The organism is Streptosporangium sp. NBC_01755 (assembly GCF_035917995.1).
Taxonomy (GTDB): domain Bacteria; phylum Actinomycetota; class Actinomycetes; order Streptosporangiales; family Streptosporangiaceae; genus Streptosporangium.
Window position 1 is genome coordinate 1,532,874 of record NZ_CP109131.1, and the last position, 13,506, is coordinate 1,546,379.

Annotated in this window: 14 protein-coding genes; 6 read left to right on the top strand and 8 right to left on the bottom strand. The window is 68.7% G+C overall.

Annotation, left to right across the window (positions count from 1 at the left end):
* Nucleotides 1-22: 22 nt before the first annotated feature.
* Nucleotides 23-697 (bottom strand): YoaK family protein, encoded by a 675-nt coding sequence (locus OG884_RS06840; RefSeq protein ID WP_326643272.1) that lies wholly within the window; start codon nucleotides 695-697, stop codon nucleotides 23-25.
* Between the two features lie 318 nt (nucleotides 698-1,015).
* Between OG884_RS06840 and OG884_RS06845 the strand changes: the two genes are divergently transcribed.
* Nucleotides 1,016-1,405 (top strand): acyl carrier protein, encoded by a 390-nt coding sequence (locus OG884_RS06845; protein WP_326643274.1) that lies wholly within the window; start codon nucleotides 1,016-1,018, stop codon nucleotides 1,403-1,405.
* Between the two features lie 126 nt (nucleotides 1,406-1,531).
* On the opposite strand, the gene OG884_RS06850 is transcribed toward OG884_RS06845, so the two are convergent.
* Entirely contained in the window at nucleotides 1,532-2,104 is a 573-nt protein-coding gene (locus tag OG884_RS06850; RefSeq protein WP_326643276.1) for a histidine phosphatase family protein, read from the bottom strand.
* 98 nt (nucleotides 2,105-2,202) lie between these two features.
* Nucleotides 2,203-3,132 carry a transposase gene (locus OG884_RS06855; RefSeq protein ID WP_326646869.1) on the bottom strand — a complete coding sequence of 310 codons (930 nt, stop codon included), beginning with the start codon at nucleotides 3,130-3,132 and terminating at the stop codon, nucleotides 2,203-2,205.
* Between OG884_RS06855 and OG884_RS06860 the strand changes: the two genes are divergently transcribed.
* Together OG884_RS06860 and OG884_RS06865 are read left to right on the top strand one after the other, a co-directional pair.
* Complete coding sequence (locus OG884_RS06860) at nucleotides 3,091-3,216, top strand: CbtB domain-containing protein (protein WP_326643279.1); 126 nt, start codon at nucleotides 3,091-3,093, stop codon at nucleotides 3,214-3,216. The two genes, OG884_RS06855 and OG884_RS06860, sit on opposite strands and share 42 nt — an antisense overlap.
* Nucleotides 3,217-3,235: 19 nt before the next feature.
* Nucleotides 3,236-3,940 carry a CbtA family protein gene (locus tag OG884_RS06865; protein ID WP_326643281.1) on the top strand — a complete coding sequence of 235 codons (705 nt, stop codon included), beginning with the start codon at nucleotides 3,236-3,238 and terminating at the stop codon, nucleotides 3,938-3,940.
* Here the strand turns inward: OG884_RS06865 and OG884_RS06870 are convergent.
* Complete coding sequence (locus tag OG884_RS06870) at nucleotides 3,835-6,075, bottom strand: family 2 encapsulin nanocompartment cargo protein terpene cyclase (protein ID WP_326643283.1); 2,241 nt, start codon at nucleotides 6,073-6,075, stop codon at nucleotides 3,835-3,837. The genes OG884_RS06865 and OG884_RS06870 overlap by 106 nt on opposite strands.
* Nucleotides 6,076-6,222: 147 nt before the next feature.
* A complete protein-coding gene (locus tag OG884_RS06875) occupies nucleotides 6,223-6,444 on the bottom strand; it encodes a hypothetical protein (RefSeq protein WP_326643285.1) in 222 nt (73 codons plus the stop codon).
* A 155-nt stretch (nucleotides 6,445-6,599) separates the two neighbouring features.
* On the opposite strand from OG884_RS06875, the gene OG884_RS06880 reads away from it, so the two are divergent.
* Nucleotides 6,600-8,564 (top strand): HsdM family class I SAM-dependent methyltransferase, encoded by a 1,965-nt coding sequence (locus tag OG884_RS06880; protein ID WP_326643287.1) that lies wholly within the window; start codon nucleotides 6,600-6,602, stop codon nucleotides 8,562-8,564.
* A gap of 19 nt (nucleotides 8,565-8,583) precedes the next feature.
* Here the strand turns inward: OG884_RS06880 and OG884_RS06885 are convergent, their stop codons facing one another.
* Nucleotides 8,584-9,063 (bottom strand): hypothetical protein, encoded by a 480-nt coding sequence (locus OG884_RS06885; RefSeq protein ID WP_326643288.1) that lies wholly within the window; start codon nucleotides 9,061-9,063, stop codon nucleotides 8,584-8,586.
* 52 nt (nucleotides 9,064-9,115) lie between these two features.
* Between OG884_RS06885 and OG884_RS06890 the strand changes: the two genes are divergently transcribed.
* Nucleotides 9,116-9,904, top strand: coding sequence for a quinone oxidoreductase family protein (locus OG884_RS06890; protein ID WP_326643290.1), 789 nt, complete (start codon nucleotides 9,116-9,118; stop codon nucleotides 9,902-9,904).
* 309 nt (nucleotides 9,905-10,213) lie between these two features.
* Here the strand turns inward: OG884_RS06890 and OG884_RS06895 are convergent, their stop codons facing one another.
* Complete coding sequence (locus tag OG884_RS06895) at nucleotides 10,214-10,702, bottom strand: ATP-binding protein (protein ID WP_326643293.1); 489 nt, start codon at nucleotides 10,700-10,702, stop codon at nucleotides 10,214-10,216.
* Nucleotides 10,703-10,808: 106 nt separating this feature from the next.
* On the opposite strand from OG884_RS06895, the gene OG884_RS06900 reads away from it, so the two are divergent.
* Nucleotides 10,809-11,840, top strand: coding sequence for a helix-turn-helix domain-containing protein (locus OG884_RS06900; protein WP_326643294.1), 1,032 nt, complete (start codon nucleotides 10,809-10,811; stop codon nucleotides 11,838-11,840).
* Here the strand turns inward: OG884_RS06900 and ltrA are convergent.
* Nucleotides 11,755-13,134 (bottom strand): group II intron reverse transcriptase/maturase, encoded by a 1,380-nt coding sequence (gene ltrA, locus OG884_RS06905; protein WP_326636118.1) that lies wholly within the window; start codon nucleotides 13,132-13,134, stop codon nucleotides 11,755-11,757. The genes OG884_RS06900 and ltrA overlap by 86 nt on opposite strands.
* Between the last annotated feature and the right edge of the window lie 372 nt (nucleotides 13,135-13,506).

Below are 13,506 nucleotides of genomic sequence, written 5' to 3' on the forward strand. Positions count from 1 at the left end.
GACCGGTAAGACCTGTAGCGGGTCAGCGGGCACGCGCCGGTGAGGTACGCCAGGTGTAGAGGGCGGTTATCAGGGCCATCAGGACGGTCAGCACCACCAGTGTGGCGTTGAACCCGAAGTGTCGCAGCAGCAGGACCCCCACCCAGGCGCCGAGGACGAGCGCGACGATCTCCCCCGCGCGCCGGCGGGCCCGCGTGCGCTTTCCGGTGCCGAGCACCGAATCGGCCGCCAGGTTGGTCAACGTGCCGGTCACCACCGTCGTACTGATGTCGGGGATCTTGAGGCGGCGCACGACGGTGTTCCGTCCTCCCATGGCGAGTCCCAGGGCGACGATCAGCGGGTAGCGGCCTGCCTGGGTGGTGGGCAGGAGGAACGAGCCCACCGTGGTGACGGCGAACAGGCTGGTCTCTATGACCATGGCGAGGACCATCCTGCGGCGGACGTTCGACACCCTGTCGGTGAGCCGCCCGGCCAGCCCTGCCCCGAGGAAGAAGCCCACCACGGCGATGGCCGTCGCGACGAGCGGGAACTGGGACGGGTCGCCCGCGGCGAAGCCGAGGATGAGCAGGTTCCCTGTCATGTTCGCCATGAACACCTGGCCGATGCCCACGTAGCTGATCGCGTCCACGAGCCCGCTGATGACGGTCAGACCGGCCAGCGACGCGTCGGACGGCCGGTCGTCCTTCACCTCCGGCATCGCGACCGGGGGAATCCGTGGGCGCCGGCGCCCCCTGTCACGGCGCTCCCCCGCGGCCGGGCGTGAACTCCCCTGGACGGCATAGTCGAACCTCTCGTTGCCCGGTACCCACGTCGGCTGCCTCTGAGCGGACACTCTCCACCAGAGGTGGAAGGAGAAGGCCGTACCAAAACCCGGGCTCGTCGGATTTTGGCCAGCATTTTCGGATGCCCCTGAACAGCGCTATCCGGCTGTATGGATTTTTTTCATGAAATCTTTAATACCGACGGCGAGAGGAGCCTGTGCGATTAGCCGATCGGATCCATCACGGCCACGGACGTGGGCGACTTCGCCACGCGCGTCCTCGACGCCGTCTCCACCTCCGTCCCCGCCTCTACCGCCGCACGCGACGCGGTCGCGTCCGTAGCGGCCGCTCCTGCCGAGCTCGATGCGGTGGTGGCCCAGGAATGGCAGCGGATCACCGGCAGGTCACCGGCCCCGGACAGCGACTTCTACGCGGAGAGAGGATCCTCGCTGGGCAGCGTGCGCCTGACGTCCCGCGTCGGGGCCCGCCTCGGCCGCGCGTTGAGCGTGACCGACCTGCTGCGCGCCCCGAGGTACCACGATCTCCTCGCGCACCTGTGTGAACCCGGCGAACCCGCCGAATCAGACCCAGCCGCATCAGACCCGGCCGGATCCGACCGGGCCGGATCCGACCCGGCCAGGTAGGCCGCTGCCCCGCTCGCCAGGCCGCCGGTCGAGCCCGGTATCGCAACCGCCGTGCTGGACGTCGGGCCGCACGGCGGGTTCTCTCACCACCGCGCTGCCCGGTGTGCCTGAGGTCGTGGCTCTTCGTCAGGCCGGCGGCCGGTCAGGCTCGGTCGCGCGCAGCTGCCAGCGGCCGTGGTGCGCGGTGAGCTGAACCCGGGCCAGCGGCGGGACGTCGATGCGCCAGAACGAGGCGGGAGGTGCGGCGAGTACGTTCACCAGCGCGGCCCGGATGACCGCGGCGTGCGTCACCGCGACCGCGCGACCGTGGAAGGAATCCCGCCACAGGCCCGCCAGCCAGTCGCCGGTCCGCTCGATCAGATCCACGATCGACTCCCCGCCGTGCGGCCTGGCGGCGGGATCGGTGAGCCAGTCCTGGATCGCCTCGGGTTCGGCGGCCTGGACCTCGGCGAGCCCGCGGCCGCGCCAGCGCCCGTAGTCGCAGTCGCGCAACGCGGGCTCGATCGACGGGTCCAGTCCGAGCGCCGCCGCGGTCTCCCTGGCCGCGGCGGCGGGGCTGCACCAGGCCGTCGCCGCGGACTCCCACCCGTTCCCGGCCGCGTGTCCGCCTCGTTCGGTGAGCGGTTCGTCGGCCGAGAAGGACGCCCGGGAGAGCGCGACGGTGGGACCATGACAGACCAAGATCAAACGGATCGTCACGCGGCGGCTCCGAATGGTGAGCAGGGGATGGCGTCTGCAGATGCCTTTGGTTTTCTTATGGCCCATAGGCGGAACCGGACTCGAACCGTACATTGTCATTAACCTGACTGCGACGGCGAGCGGAATCGGTCGGATCTGAGCCGGCATGCCACTGTCAACTTGTCGAGGTGGCCGCACCCGGGGCAGGTGCGGGAGGTGTTGCGCGGATCCACCAGCCGTACGGCCACCCCGGCCAGGGCGGCCTTGTACGCCACGAACGTCCGTAGCTGATGGAAACCCCACGAGTGCAGGTCGGCACGCTGAGCCTTGCGAACCGTGACCCGCTCCCGGATGCCTTCGAGGTCTTCGAGGGCGATCCCGGCGCGGGTGTCCTTGGCCTTGCCGACCAGTTTCTTGGAGATGACATGGTTGACGTCACGGGCGAACCGCGACTCCTTACTGCGGCGCCTCTTCAGCAGCCGCTTGGCGGACTTGGTGCCCTTGGCCTGGAGCCGGGCCCGCAGCCGGGCGTTGCGCCGCCGCACCGCCCGTACCCCCTTGCCGCTGTAGGGCTCACCGGTGGAGTCGGTGGCGAGGTTGACGATGCCCAGATCCACCCCCAACCACTCCTTCGGCTCCTCCCCTGGGGGTGGTGCGGGGACGTCGACGACCACGGCGAGGAAGAACACCCCGTCGCGGTAGACGAGATCCGCCTGACCCCGCAGGGTCGCTCCCTCGCTGTTCAGCCACCGGCCCCGGTAGAGAAGGGGCACGACGACCCGGCCGCTCAGGGTGAGGAGACTGACCGCCTCAGGACCCTTCCACGTCAGGATGCGCTGGTCGTAGGCGACCGCCCCCAGCTCCCGAAAGGCCGGCTTGATGGTCTTGTCGCGTTTGTAGGCCTCGCATGCCTTGGCGATGGAGCGGACGGCCATCTGCGCTGACAACTCCCCCGGCCCCTCCAGATCCCCCTCCGCGAAATCCTCCCTTGGGCGATCTTCGGTGCGGTGCTGTCGCTCCTTCTCCTCTACTTCGTCGGAGCCGAGCAGGGTGTGTTCTCCGTGTTCGGCGGTCAGTTCGTCCATGAGTTCGTCCACGACGGCCGGCATCTCCTCGGCTTCCCCTGTCACTGACCAGCAGACGGGACGTGCTATGACGATGCGCGCACTGCTGCTGCGCGGAATGCTCGTCGGGCTCGTATCGGCCGCGCTTGCCCTGGTGTTCGCCTGGATCTTCGGCGAGCCCCAGGTGAGCCTGGCCATCGCGTTCAAGGGGCAGCACGCGCACGAGGCAGCGGCCGCCGAGCCGGAAATAGTCTCACGTATCGTTCAGCAGACCTCAGGTCTGGCCGTCGCGATCGGCCTGTTCGGAGTGGCGATCGGCAGGTTGTTCGCCGTGGCGTTCGCCCTCGCCTATGGACGGATCGGCGGGTTCGGCATCCGCGCCGCCTCGGCGTTGGTGGCCGGCGGCGGGTTCGTCACCGTCGTGCTGGTGCCGTTCCTGTTCTACCCCGCCAATCCGCCCGCGGTGGGCGTGGGTGACACCATCGGCGCCCGCACCGGCCTGTACTTCGCGGTGATCGCCATCTCGGCGGCGATTGATCCGTACCCATGCCCGTGTCCGGCCTCGGACACGGGCATACTCGTGCCGCGTGTTCTCACCGGGATCCACCGGCAGCGGAAGGAAGGTTCGAAGGCGGCCAGGCGGGAGACCAGGGCACGCTCTCGGCCGCGTCGGGGTTCAATCGGGGTTCAAAGGCTCGCCGCGAGGTATCCGTGCGCGGCCGCCCCGAGGCGAGCGGCCGCGGTGCCGAGCCCGGTGGGGGCGCCGACCGGCCGCGTCGTCGCCGGCGGATAGTGCAGCTCGGACTCGTCGTAGCGGCGGGTCTTCATGTGCCAGAGCAGGACGCCCGCCATCCAGTCCTGCAGCTCCGTCACGTATCCGTCGAGCGTCTTCCTGGCCTCCTCGTCGAGGTCGAAGTCGTCGTACAGGGCGGGGAGTTCGGTGGCGACGATGTGCTCGAACTGATGCATCCGGGACGTCATCAGGTCGTTGACGATGTCGACCGCCTGTCGCAGGTCGCAGTCGAGGAAGTCCTGAACGACCAGCACGCAGTTGTGCAGCTCGCCTTCGAACTGGATCTCCTTCTGGTAGGAGCACAGGTCGTTGACCAGGCAGGCGTAGTCGGCGGCCGAATCGTCCAGCCCGCGCATCGTCCGAGTGCTGTAGACCTCGGGCGGCACCGACTGGCCGTGGGCCAGCCGGGACAGGCTCATCGTGAGGTCGGAGCCGAAGGTCCTGCGGCGCATCTCGATGTAGTCGACCGGGTCGGGAACCCGGTTCTGGATGTGGTTGGCCAGCTCCCACAGCCAGCTCTCCGTCATGTCCTCGACAGCCTGGCGGAACCTGGCGCGCGCGTTCTCCGACATGGGGGCCGCCGTACGGAACCACAGGTCGGCCAGCCCGCGCTCGATCGGGTTGGCCGGCGGCGGGGTGGCGGAGAGGTCGAGCGGCATGAACGCCGACAGCCGCTTGTTGAACGCCTTCGCGCCGATCATGTCGCGTCGCGGCCCGAACACCACCGGGAAGTAGTCGTCGGCGTAGGTCCCCCAGGTGAGCCAGAACGTCGAGATGTCCAGCTCGGGGCCGGGCGCGTCCGGGTTGATCGCCCCGGCGCAGATGGCGAAGTCGTAGCCGTCGAGCTTGTGCTCGGTCCAGATGGCCAGACCGGGGAAGCCGGGCAGCTGCTCGAACATCCCCATCTCGCGCGCCCACTCCACCGTGTGGCGGCGGGAGCTGTCCAGGTTGGGGTTCATCCTGGCCGTGTACGGCATGTAGATCTCGGGCAGCGGCACCGGCCCCACCTTCCGCAGAGGGACGTGGGTGTGGCTCCTGATCCCGCCCGGACCCGTGATGCCGGGCGCCAGCCTGACGCGCGCCGCCGCGGTGCCCAGGCCCGTGGGACCACCGAGGAGGGCCGGGGCGGCCGGGGACGCCTGCGAGGCACCGTTCATGTAGCGACTGGAGCGCATGTGCCACTCGTGGCCACCCGACTGCCAGTCCTGGAGCCCCTTGACGTACGCGAGGACGTCGATGCGGGACTTCAGGTCCAGGCCGTGCTCCTCGAAGAGGGAGGGCAGCTCGGTGAGGGCGGTGTTCTCGAACTGATGCAGCCTGGAGGTGATCAGATCGTTGATCGCGTCGGCCGCCTGCTGGGTGTCGTAGCCCAGGAAGCGCTCGAAGACCAGCACCCCGTTGCTGAGCTCGCCCTCGTCGCCGACCTCCCGCTCGTAGGAGAAGAGGTCGTTGCGCAGGTGCACCCCGTCGGAGAAGGTGTCCCTCAGCACGCGCATCGGCCGGCTGGCGGCGACGACGGCCGGGACCTCCGCGCCCGCGGCGTGCTCGACCAGGTTGGCCGACCAGGGGGCGCCGCCGACCTTACGCCGCATCTCGATGTATTCGATCGGGTTGGCGACGCGTCCGGCGTTGATGTTGGCGAGCTCCCACATGGACTCGTCGAGGAGGTTCCTGGTGCTCTCGACGAACCGGGCCCGCCAGTCGGCGGACATGGCCGGGATGGTGCGGGCCCACAGGTCGGCCAGGCCGCGCTCCACCGGGTTCTCCGGCTCGGGAGCGGGCCCGGTGGGGTGCACCGGCATGAAGGCCGCCAGCCGGTCGAGGTATTTCCTGGCCCCGGCCAGGTCACCACTGCGTTTGAAGGTCTCCAGGAAGTGGTCGTCGAAGAAGAACACCCACACGTACCAGTCGGTGATGAGGTCGAGTTCGGGGGCGGGCGCGTCGGGGTGGGTGTAGGCGCAGAGCAGGCCGTAGTCCATGGCGTCGAGCTTGCCCTCGTCCCAGATGCCGAGGTCGGGATCGAGGATGCCCATGTCGTGCGCCCAGGCCCTGGTGTGCTCGCGCGCGGTCTCCACGTGGGGGTTCAGCCTGGCCGGATACGGCAGGTAGAAGTCAGGGAGCTCGAAGGGTTGCATGTTCGTCCTTCCATGTCTGACTTCGACGCGTCTGGGAGCACCCTGGGCATCGGGCGTCGGGAGCACGGCGAATCGATGAGGTGGCACCCCTTTCCGGAAGCCACGACAGGCAGAACGTTACGCAATGACCACGTAGAGTGAAAGGGATTATCGTGAATACGCCATGGCACGGTCAGGACATCCGGTGTCCGCCGGCCGGGGTTCCCGGCGGCCGGAGCGCGACGCGCCGGCCGCGAGGTCACGGAGTTGGTCGGCGAACGCGAGTGCCTGCTCCGGTGTCATCCGGGGCTCGGTGCCGACGTAGAAGATCACGATGTCGCCGCTCGGGGACGTCGTGGCGGTGAACGGGAGAGACTGGTGGATAACCATGATGGGGTCATCTTTGCCTGCCCCACCGACAATTCGCAGGTCCTTTTACGCCCGGCACCCCCGTCACGTGAACCAAATACACGTACTCGATGCCGCCGATCGACGCCCGTCAACGCTGTGAGATAAGTTGTCGTCCACATGTCAAATGAGCTGACGTGGGAAAACGGAGGCTGGCGATGGCAGGGGACGAGGCGAGCGTCACCGCCGCCGACATCGCGCGGATGGCCGGCGTCGGCCGCGCGGCCGTGAGCAACTGGCGGCGACGGCACGAGGACTTCCCCGAGCCCGTGGGCGGGACGGCGACCAGCCCGACCTTCTCACTCGGTGCCGTCGAGGCGTGGCTGCTCCAGCAGGGCAAGGTGGCCGAGCTCCCGCTACGCGAGCGCGTCTGGCAGCAGGTCCGCGCCGCCGGCGACGACCTCAGGCTCGGCGAGGTCGTCGCCGAGGCCACCGAGCTCCTGCGCGGCCAGGGCAGGCCCCGCACCGTCCCGGCCCCCGCGTGGGAGCTCATCAGGCGATATGCCGAGGAGGAGGGGAGCCCCCAGGCCATCCGCTTCCTGCTGGACCGCTACGCCGACGTCCACTCACGCCGTCTGGCCGAGACACCCGCCGAGATCGCGGGCTTCATGGCCCACCTGTCGGGGCCCGAGGCCCGGTCCGTCCTCGACCCCGCCTGCGGTCTCGGCGTCCTCCTCGCCGCGGCGGCCTCGGGGCGGCGCGCGTACGGGCAGGAGTACGACGACTCCCTGGCCCGGCTGGCGCAGTCACGCCTGGCACTGGCCGGAGCGGGCGCCGAGGCTCCGGCGGGCGTCGGGAAGCGGACGGGCGGCAAGGCGAAGGCGGGCGGCAAGGCGAAGGCGGGCGGTGCACCGGAGGCCGCCGGCGAGGTCAGGGCGGGCGACTCGCTGCGCCAGGACGCCTGGCCTGACCTGACCGTCGACGCCGTCGTGTGCCATCCCCCGTTCAACGAGCGCCACTGGGGATACGACGAGCTGACGAGCGACCCGCGCTGGGAGTACGGGCTGCCGCCCAAGATGGAGTCCGAGCTGGCCTGGGTCCAGCACGCGCTCGCCCACCTGGCGCCGGGCGGCGTCGCGGTGCTGCTGATGCCCGCGATCGCCGCCAACCGCCGCTCGGGCCGCCGCATTCGCAGCAACCTGCTGCGGCGCGGGACCCTGCGGGCCGTCATCGGCCTCCCCCCGAAGGTCGCATCGGGTGGCACCGCGCTGCCCGTGCACATCTGGGTGCTGCGCAAGCCCACCGCCGACGACCGCACCCCCTCCCGTGTCCTGATGGCCGAGGCCGACCTGGGAAGCCTCGACGCGGTGGCCGAGCGGTGGCGCGAGTTCCGCGCGGATCCCGACCTCGACATCGACAGGCCGGGCGAGAGCCGGACGGTCCCGATCATCGAGCTGGTCGACGAGGACGTCGACGTCACCCCCTCCCGGTATCTCGGCACCGAGGAGCAGGTCTCGGCGGAGGGTTACCTCCTGCTCCGCGAGCGCCTGGCCGAGCGGCTCGGGCGGCTCGCCACCCTTGTCCCCGAGGCCGTCCCCGGCACCGGCCAGGAGTTGCCCTCCGTCACACTGGCGGAGTTGGAGCGGATCGGGGCGCTGGCCGTCTGGCAGGCGGGGCGCTTCGAGATCGACGGCTCGGGCGATCCGGTGCTGATCGACCAGCACGTCCTGGACGGGGGCACGGTGGAGACGCGCACACACCCCGAGGGCCGGATCAGGATCGAGCCGGGAGACGTGGTCGCCGCCATCGGAAGCGGCGGCCTGGCCACCCGGGTGATCGAGGAGCCCGGCCTGCTGCTCGGCCCCCGGCTCGTCCTGCTGCGCCCCGACCCCGACCGGCTGGACCCGTTCTTCCTCGCGGGCTTCGTCCGGGCTCTCTCCCCGGGCGCGACGACCGGCACCCAGTCCGGCTCCACCCGCTTCGACCCGCGCCGCGCCCAGGTGCCGCGCCTCTCGGTCGAGGAGCAGCGAAGGTACGGCGACACCTTCCGCGAGATCTTCACCTTCGAGGCCGAACTCCGGGAGCTGACCACCTCGGGCCAGACCGCCGCCACCGCCCTGACCCACGCCCTCGCCACCGGAACGCTCGCGCCGCCGGCCTGAGGTGTTCTCCCACCCCGCCTCAGGAGGGGGCAGGGACCGTGAGCATCCCAGAGGCCATGACACGCAGCGACGCGGCCAGCCGCATCGTCTCTCCGCGCTCCAGCAGTCGCAGGACCGGTTCGCTCTGGAGGCTGCCCAGCAGGATGTGCGCCAGTAGCTCTCCGTCCAGGTCGGGGCGCCGCGCGGCGATCAGTGCGCTGGTGTGGCCGTGCCAGAACCGGTAGACGGGGTGGTCGCCGGCTTCGTCCCGGTGCTCGCCGTGCTCCTTCCACTCCGGCCTGGGCGCCGCCGTGGCGGCGTGGCCGAGCGCCGCGAGGAGCCCCTTGTTGCGGCCGACGACGTCGACGATCGCGTCCAGAAAGGCCATCAGCCGCTCCTCGGGCGGGGCGCCGGGCCCCAGCGGCGGAGGTCCACTCGCCACGGCCTCCTCCAGGGCGTACGCCCGCTCCTGCATCAGCGCGACCATCAGCCCCATCCGGCTGCCGAAACGGTGGAACACCGTTACCGACTCCGGCCGCGGCGGCGACCTGTTCCATGGAGATCTGCCCGCCGTGCTCACCGGCGACGTGGTCGGCACGGTCGACGCGGTGGGGCCGGGCGTCGACCCCGCCCTTACCGGCCGGCGGGTCGCCACGCTGGCCGAGGACGCCTTCGCCGACCACGTCCTCGCCGACGCCGGGTGGCTCGCGCCCGTACCGGAGGGAGTCGGCGACGCCACCGCGAGCATGCTGCCGATGGGCGCCCCCGTGGCGCTGGGCACGTTGCGCGCCGCCCGGCTGTCGCCCGGCGAGACCGTGCTCGTCCACGCCGCCGCTGGAGGTATCGGCCATCTGGCCGTGCAACTCGCCAAGATCGCTGGCGCCGGCACCGTGATCGCCACGGCCGGCTCCCCCGCCAAGCTGAACTTCACCCGCACGCTCGGCGCCGACGTGGCCGTCGACTACTCCGCGGAGGACTGGCCCGAGCGGGTGCGCGAGGCCGCACCAGGAGGAGTCGACGTCGTCCTGGACTCCGTCGGCGGCCGCATCCTGCTACGCAGCCTCGACCTTCTGACACCGTTCGGCCGAGCCATCGTCTACGGAGCGGCCGGCGGCGAGGCAACCGATATCCCGCTGACCAGCCTTTTCGCAATGAGATCGGCAGCCGCGTTCTCGCTGCTCGCCTGGCGCGCCGCCGCGCCGAAACAAGCGCGCGAGGACATGGACCAGGTCACCCGGCACGCGGTCGAGGGGAGACTACGTGCCAGGCTGCACGCCCGGCTGCCACTCGACGAGGCGGCCGAAGCGCATCGGATCATGGAAAGCCGCTCCCAGCTCGGCCGCGTCCTGCTCATACCCTGAACTCCTGGCTCAATCATCGACGCGTACCAGGCCCGGAGCCGTGCGGGGTGCGCCGACGGGGCCGTTCGCTTACGGTCCGGGGGCGGCACTGCCGCCCCACTTTCGGCAGCAGCCGCTCGATCCGCTCCCGCGACTCGTCCAGCACGATCCACTTAAAGGCTTCCCAAGACGCCCACCCCACCCACGCGAACTACACGCTCCGCGACGAGACATCACCGAGAAGGGGTCAACGAGTCATACACACCAAGCATGAACTCGGCTCCTGGAGGCGGTCACTTCGAAAAGTGACCGCCTCCAATCTCCATAGCCTCAGGGCCATGCCACCAACTGGAACCAGACGGACTTTCCGTAGGGGTTGAGGGTCCAGCCCCAGTTGTGGGAGAGGTCTTCGACGATGGTGAGGCCCCTGCCGGAGGTCGCCAGGTGGTCGGCCTGCCTCATTCGGGGGACGGCTATGCAGGAGTCGTAGACGTCCACGGTCATCAATTCTTTCTCCCTGGTGGTTCTGATGCGGATGACGGTCGGGTCCGGAACGTCCGACGAGCCGTATGCGATCGCTTTGGTGACGAGTTCGGAGACCAGAAGTTCGGCGATTTCCGGGGTGTCTTCCGACGCGTTCCAGTCGGTGGCGATGTCCCGGACGAATCGGCGGGCGGAGGCCACGTTTCGCGTTTCGCACGGCATCCATCTCTCCCCCAGCACGGCCAGGGAAGGGTCCAGCGTGTAGCGATATTCGATCAGCGCCGCGTACGCCTTGAGAGCCTCTTTTCCGGTCTCCCCTTCTTCTTTGGAATCCATATGGCCAGCGTGCCGCGATATGGCTACGCTTGGTAGTCGAACGGTTACCATCGACGAGCGTTGGGGATTCGCACGGCCGTTGTTGAATTCCGGCAAGGAGGGCATCGTGATCGACCTCTACACACCTCAGGCAATATGGGGCCGAGAGCTGAAGCACTACCGGAAAGCGGCGGGGCTCACCCAGAGTCAGCTGGCCGAGAAGATCCACTTCAGCGAGTCCCTGATCAGCGGGGTGGAGACCGGCCAGCTTCCGGCCAGCCCCGAGTTCGCCGACGCCTGCGACAAGGTCCTCAACACGGGCGGCGCCCTCCGCCGCCTTCTCGACTGGCGAAAAGCACAACAGTTCCCGTCGTGGTTCGGTAAGTGGAGGGCAAGGGAACCAGAGGCAACCGAACTGCGCGCCTACGAACCTCTTCTGGTTCCAGGGCTGCTTCAGACCGAGGCTTACGCCCGCGTGGTAATGCATGGCGACGAGGTAGCCCTACGAGCCCGCCTGGAACGTCAGGCTATCCTCACCCGGGAGGACCCACAGCCTCCGATCTTCCGGTGCGTCATCGATGAGGCCGTTCTCTATCGACCAATAGGCGAACCCAAGGACATGCGAGGGCAACTGGAGTATCTGTGTTCCATAATCAGTCCCGCGCTTAGCATCCAGGTGATTCCCCACGGGATGCATCCGGGTCTGCTCAGCGGGTTCACCATCGCGACCTTTGATGGTGGAATCGATGTAGCGTACGTGGACACGGCTCTACATGGACTCACCGTCAATGATCACGAAGAAGTCCGCTACGCCATCCGGAAGTTTGAGTCCATCAGGACCGAGGCGTTGCCGCTACGCATGTCGATAGACCTCATCAAAAGGACGGCAGAGGAAAGATGGACCTGTAGGGTCGGGGGCTGGCGCGGTGGCTTCTCCTGGCGGGAGGGCCTGGGGCCTTCCTTCCGTCGGTTTCCCGGACGGGTGTGCCACCCCAGTGGCCGTGACCAGGTTCTTCGCTCCGTTTCCAACCCCCGCCACCTCGATCCGTGCATGCGGTTCTCCCGCACACGGCTCACCGACGTCGTTCACCGCCGGCATTCGGCCTTTCCCGCCAGGGCTTGCCCGCCCTGGGCGCGACGACGATTCCATACAGGCTGATCAAGCCGAGATCGCTGAGCGAGCGTTTCAGCACGCCCCGGCCGTAGCTCCGGCTGCGCCGGTGTTTTCGGCTGAGGAACAGCGCCAGGCGCATCCAGGCGAACTCTCTGATCTTGCTAAAGCGCCGGGCAGAATGCCCGTACCGGAAATAGCCAGCCCATCCCCGCAGGAACAGGTTGACCTCCTTGGTGATCGCTTCGGTGCGAAGCAGCAGCCTGCGGCCGTCCGTGAGGTCACGGATCCGGTCGCGGGCGTGTTGCATCGCCCTGTCTGAGGGCCAGCGAGCGAGGAAAACGAACGGCCGTTTCCCGTTGAACCCGCGTGAGCGCACCAGCCGGTGGTGAAAGCCCAGGAAGTCCAGGCCTTCCCCACCGACCTCCAGGTGCACGATGCGGGTCTTGGCGGCCTTCGGCTCCAAACCGAGTGCCGCCAGCAGCTCCGTCAGGCGGGCCAGGGCCCGCTCGGCTTGACCGCGGGACCAGCACATCACGATCGCGTCGTCGGCATAGCGGGCCAGCACGCCGTCCGCCTCGTCCCACGCCCGATCCAATCGGTGCAGGTAGACGTTACAGAGGACGGGTGAAACCACGCCGCCTTGTGGCGTGCCGGTGACCTCTCGCCGGATCTGTCCGTCCTCCATCACCCCGGCGCGCAGAATCACCCGCAGGAGCTTCAGGAGCGACTGATCGCAGACGCGTTCCTCGATCGCACGCATCAACTCATCGTGCGGAATCGCCGAAAAGCAGTTGGCGATGTCCGTCTCGACCACCCACCGGCGGCCCCGCGCCTGCTCCTCAATGAGCACTTGCAGAGCATCGTGTGCTGAGCGCTTCGGGCGAAACCCGAATGAGCAATCAGCCATGTCCGCCTCGAAGACCGGTTCGAACACGATCTTCACAGCGGCCTGCACGATCCGATCCCGAACAGCGGGAATCGACAACGGCCGGTACTCGTCCTTCAGCCCAGGCTTGGGGATCATCACCCGGCGCGCGGGCAATGGCCGATACCGGCCCTGCCGAAGTTCCGCGGCCAACTCCTCAAGAAGCCGGACGATCCCGTACTCCTCGATGTCGGCCAGCGTGGTCGCGTCGATGCCCGGTGCGCCGTTGTTGCTGCGCACCATGACCCACCCGCGCTCCAGAACGTCTCTGCGATAGACCTTGTCCATGAGCGCGTGGAACCGACGTCCGGGATCGGCCTTGGCCGCCCGGTAGAGCACATGCTGCAAGGCGCGGACCGGATCACGCGGAACACGCGGCCCCACGGCGGCGGGAATAGCCAAAACGGCACTCACCGAGCCCCTCCTCCACCTCAATATGCATCGACGAAGTAGCGGCCCTTCCCTCACCGCCGGTTATGTTGTCCGGTCGGCTCAAGCAGTACTACGGCCGCCTCCGACGCCCACCCGGCCAGCAATCCACTTCCCGGCGTTGACCGGTTATAGGACGCCACGCTCCGGTAACACCTTCCGCAGGTCACCGGGCCGGGGAGGGCCTCCCCAGTTCCCGCCGTCACTATCGATACGTTCCGCGCCCCATACGCCGGGGAGTTCTTCGCGGCTGCAATTTCCAGGCTCTTCGCCGCTTCCATGGCCTTCACCCCGATCACGAGGGGCTCGGCTCTCCCTTGTCCCGTCCGAAGACGGCTGAGTAACGACGCCGCAGGC